Source organism: Bacillus sp. GMs2/2 (genome assembly GCF_050172095.1).
Lineage (GTDB): Bacteria > Bacillota > Bacilli > Bacillales > Bacillaceae_G > Bacillus_A > Bacillus_A cereus.
This window is the reverse complement of the sequence record NZ_JBNLYE010000296.1, coordinates 1-4,967: the sequence shown is the minus strand read 5'-3', so window position 1 is coordinate 4,967 and position 4,967 is coordinate 1. Positions and strand designations below refer to the sequence as shown.

Here is a 4,967-nt window from a genome sequence, read left to right as displayed (position 1 = left end):
TTCTTCTACATTAAGTACGAATGGATACTTTTCTCCAGTTATAGAATGGTCTTTAATGATTATAAGTATTATTTTAAACATTACTGCAGTGATAGGTTTATCACTACACGTTCTTGTATACCAACCTATGAAAAGATTTGAAACAAATTTAAAAGAGACCTTCAAATAAAATAATTATATTTGAAGTACCATCACATCGCTATTGAGCTAAAAAATGTATCCATAAAAAGAAAAAATACGCTATTCTTTCTGTAGAATCATAGAAAAGGATAACGTATTTTTTCTTTTTGAGGAGATTTCTTTTTATTAGCTGGATAGCGATGGGGTACTTCAAAATCTTAAGTTGATGGGCATATATGGTACCCCTAATATAAACTCAACATTAATTTGAGAAGATTCTTCAAAAAATCTCTTTTTCAAAAAATATTTTTTGATTATCTAGTTTTTGAAACAATGTGCTTGCTTCTTAACCATAATCTCTAAATATACCTCCAGTAACAGGATCGTTTACTTCATTTAACTTTAACTTTTTTCAAGCCATATATTTGCTAATTTACAGATACCTTCAGTAATCTCATGTTCACTTAAGTTTCCTAAGCCTAATTGAATATGCGGATATTTAGGTGATTTTTTAACAAAATATTGAGAGCATGGATAAACAGTAACACCATTGCTAAATGCTTTATTTATCAAATCTTTCTCGCTCATTTGAGTTTTGACCTCAATAACTACATAAATACCAGAATAGTAACCCTTGATTTTTATATTGTTTTTAAAATGCTTATTTATCTCTTCGCATAATACTTTTATTTTACGTTTATAAAGAGTTTTCATTTTCCTTAAATGTGTATACCAATATCCCTCTGATATAAAGTGGGCTAGCGTCCTTTGATGAACAGAAGAAGCAGTTTGTTCTAGTAAAGGCCCAATTTTCTCATACGTAGGCAGTAATCGTTTAGGTAATACCATGTAACTTACACGGATTGAGGGTAATAATGCTTTAGAAAATGTGCTCAAATACACAGTTCTATCATTAGAATCTATACTATGTAAAGAGGGGACAGGTTGATGAATATAACGAAATTCACTATCGTAATCATCCTCAATAATATATCCATTAACCTGTTCAGCCCAATTAATGAGTTGTAACCTTTCACTAACAGGCATTGTTAAGCCATATGGAAAATGATGAGTCGGTGTAACGTATACCAATCTTGTGTCTGTTGTACACAATTGATTAACGTCAAGGCCATTTTCAATAACAGATATAGGTTCCACGGAGAATGACTGTAAGGAAAAAAGTTCCCTTGCTCCATTGTAACCAGGGTCTTCTACAGCTATCTTATGAAATTCTTTTTTTAAAAGAAGGGTCAAAATCAATAACAAATGTTGTGTACTGCTACCAATCAGTATTTGCTTATTAACAGCACTTACACCTCTTGATTGAAACAGATAATCTGATATAGCTGTCCTTAACAACATGTCCCCTTGTTTTTCCCCGTAGGAATACATGATAGGATCCATTAAGACTTTATTTGTTAGGCTTCTCCACTTTGCAATAGGAAAGTTCTCCCTGTCCACCGTACCAATTTTAAAATCAATAGTTTTTCTTATATCTTTTTGTCTTCCTCTAGGAGTTATTACAGTAGGTTCATATGTAAGTACTTGATTCGACACATTTGCCTGTACAAAATAGCCCTTTTTATTTTCACTTCGTATATAACCTTCTGCTAGAAGTTGTTCATAAGCCACTTGTGTAGTATTTCTACTTACATTTAAAAGTTCTGCTAATTGTCGAATAGAAGGTAGTTTTGTATCATAGGTAATTTTTCCTGATAATATTTGCATCCGTATATAAACATATATTTGCTGATACATTGGAACATTACCACTCTGATCTATATTAAAAATGAGTTCTTTCACTTAATACACCCCAACTGTCATTTTAAATTATTATAAACTGTACCTTTTACAAATGACAGTAAGGATTAGTATTAAGTATAGAAATTCATACAATATTTTTTAAGAGGAATGATGATAAGTTGGTTAAAATTATGTATTTATTTTGTTTAATTGTTTGGGGACTTAATTTTATTGTAGTTAAGATTCAAGGTACACCAGTTAGTCTAGAACTCTCGTTATTATACCGTTTAGTTCTAACGGCAATCTTATTTTTAGTTCTCATATGGTTTATTAAACCTAATGGAAAACCTAATAGAAAAGATATTCCATTTGTCGTTTTATTTGGCATTTGCAATTTTGCATTGAGTTACCTATGCCTCTATTATGCTACTATAATGAGTTCTGCCGCTATCGTAACTTTGATTTTTTCATTGAAAGTTATTTTAACTCCAATTGCCCTTCGAATTTTTTTGAAAGAGAAGCTACATTCTCGTGTTTTAATTGGAGGAATTCTAGGAGTGCTAGGCGTATGTATTCTTATCTATCCTAATATAAACAGTTTTAAAGGATTTGATGATGTAAAAGGAATTATGATGGCAATTCTAGGTACTATTCTTACAGCGATAGGAGATGCTAGCTCTGCAAGAAATTCAAAACATAAGGTTAATCCCATATATGCAAATTCAATTGGCTTTACAGCAGGAAGTGTATTGATAGGAGCGATTGTATTACTTCAAGGAGAAAAGCTAGTCTTTCCAACATCTATTTCATACTTATCTGCTTTACTATACTTAACCCTAATTGCTTCTTTTGCAGCATGGTTATTCTATTTGAAACTTGTAGATAGAATTGGGGGGGCAAAAAGTGGTTATATGGTAGCACTTTTTCCTGCAATTGGAGGAATAGCTTCTGTGATAATTGGCGAATCAGATTTATCTGTATATTTATTTGCTGGCTGTCTCTCAAGTAGTATTGGAGCTGCTATTGCTTTAGGATTTGGAACAAAATATCAAAATATAGAATTACGGATAAAAAAGAGTAGTTAAAAATCAGAATTTAGTGCTGATAATGATTGGAGGCGGAACATGGTGATTTATTAGGGGGCACTATACATGCCCATCATGCTAAGGTCTTGGAGTACCCCCTAAACGGAATTTTTACTTTTCTACATTTATTTATGTGAATTCAACTCGTTTTTTTCGTTTTGGGGGTGATTGATTTCTTAGGTTGATAGCGATGGGGTACCGCCAGCATTTTGAAAAAATTACGCTAAGCAAAAACATATAATAAGCTGTCCATATGGACAACTTATTTACATAATTATTGTTCTTGGAAGTAAGGTTTTAAAAATGAAAAGTACAAGAAAAAAGGCGGATCTCTCTTCTCACAAAGAATCCGCCTTTTTCTATGAATCTATTCATTTTTTATACATTCTTATCCTGGTGTGGTTTTAGGATTCTCGTTTGTTACTGGATTAGTTAAAAAACTGTGCACAAAAACTTGCATTTTGACAAGTTTTTGGCACAGTTTTTTTATTTTATCCCTTTCATTAGTACCTGAATCTTTGGAGCCATAAAATATAAAATAACACTTAAAATGATTGAAAGACCACCAATTGCACCAAAATAAATAATTTCTGTTTCAGGATTATATAATCGAACTAGTTGAGCATTTATAGCTTGTGCAGCTGCACTAGTTAAGAACCACAGACTCATTGTTTGAGCTGAGAAAGCAGCTGGTGCTAATTTAGTTGTAATTGATAAACCTACAGGTGATAAACAAAGTTCCCCGATTACTACTAAAAGGAAGCTAATTGCTAGCCATATAGGACTTACAAGTGATTCTGTACCATGGATATATGCAGGAATAATCATAACTAAAAATGATAAACCAGCAAATAATAAACCTATAGCAAATTTATTAGCTGTACTAGGTTGACGTGTATTAAGCTTAACCCACAACCATGCAAAAACTGGTGCTAATAAAATGATATAAATAGGATTTAACGATTGGAACCATGAAGATTGAAGTTCAAATCCTGCTAATTTTAGTTGAGTACGTTGATCAGCATAAGTCGCTAAAATTATAGCGCCTTGTTCTTGAATAGCCCAGAACATTGTAGCAGCAATAAATAATGGTATATACGCAATTAAACGAGATTTTTCAACTTCTGTAGTTTTTGGACTACGGTACATAAAAATAAAGTAACAAGTTGGTATAACAACACCTAATATACTTACTATTAAAGTGAATAGATTTATAGTTAAAATACCTGTTGGTATTGTTGCAAGACAAAATAGTAATATAGCTACGATACCAATACTAAACTGTTTCAATACTTTCTTTCTTTCGTCCTTTGTTAAAGGATTTGGCACTTGTTCTCCTGCTAATCCAAGGTTCTTCTTTTTTGTAACAACAAAAATGATTAATCCTAGTAACATACCAATTGCAGCAATACCAAAACCTAGATGGAAATTATATTTTTGTCCTAATGTACCAACAATAAAAGGTGATAAAAATGCACCTAAGTTAATTCCCATATAGAAAATACTAAATCCTGAATCCCGACGTGTATCTGTTTCACTATATAACTCACCAACTACACTAGATACATTGGGTTTTAATAAACCTGTTCCAAGTATTAAAAATACCATTGAGATAAATAAAGTACTAATAGTACCAGGTAATGCTAAAATAAGGTGGCCTATCATAATTAAAACTCCACCCCAAAAGACTGTTTTGCTTGAACCTAATAGACGATCGGCAACCCAACCACCAATAATACCTGACATGTAGACTAGAGAACCATAAATGGCCATAATCGATGCAGCAGTTGCATGATCCATTCCTAGTCCGCCTTTTGAAATCGTATAATACATATAGTAAAGTAATATAGCCCTCATGCCATAGTAAGAGAACCTTTCCCAAAACTCTGTAAAGAATAAAGTAAATAGACCCTTAGGATGACCGAAAAAACCTTTTTGCGGAATAGTCTGAATAATATCGTTTTTACTTAGTTTCCCCATAATTCTAATCTCCTTTTATTTATGTACATAAAATTATAC

The 4,967-nt window shown here is 32.1% G+C and carries 3 protein-coding genes; 1 reads left to right on the top strand and 2 read right to left on the bottom strand.

Annotated features, from left to right (window positions below):
* Window positions 1–522: 522 nt before the first annotated feature.
* On the bottom strand, window positions 523–1,923 hold the full coding sequence (locus ACQGS6_RS22795; protein WP_426965646.1) for a PLP-dependent aminotransferase family protein: 1,401 nt from the start codon (window positions 1,921–1,923) through the stop codon (window positions 523–525).
* Window positions 1,924–2,054: 131 nt separating this feature from the next.
* On the opposite strand from ACQGS6_RS22795, the gene ACQGS6_RS22790 reads away from it, so the two are divergent.
* Window positions 2,055–2,948 carry a DMT family transporter gene (locus ACQGS6_RS22790; protein WP_426965647.1) on the top strand — a complete coding sequence of 298 codons (894 nt, stop codon included), beginning with the start codon at window positions 2,055–2,057 and terminating at the stop codon, window positions 2,946–2,948.
* A gap of 486 nt (window positions 2,949–3,434) precedes the next feature.
* Here ACQGS6_RS22790 and ACQGS6_RS22785 read toward each other — a convergent pair whose 3' ends face one another.
* Window positions 3,435–4,928, bottom strand: a complete 1,494-nt coding sequence (locus ACQGS6_RS22785; protein ID WP_426965645.1) for a peptide MFS transporter — start codon at window positions 4,926–4,928, stop codon at window positions 3,435–3,437.
* Window positions 4,929–4,967 lie beyond the last annotated feature (39 nt).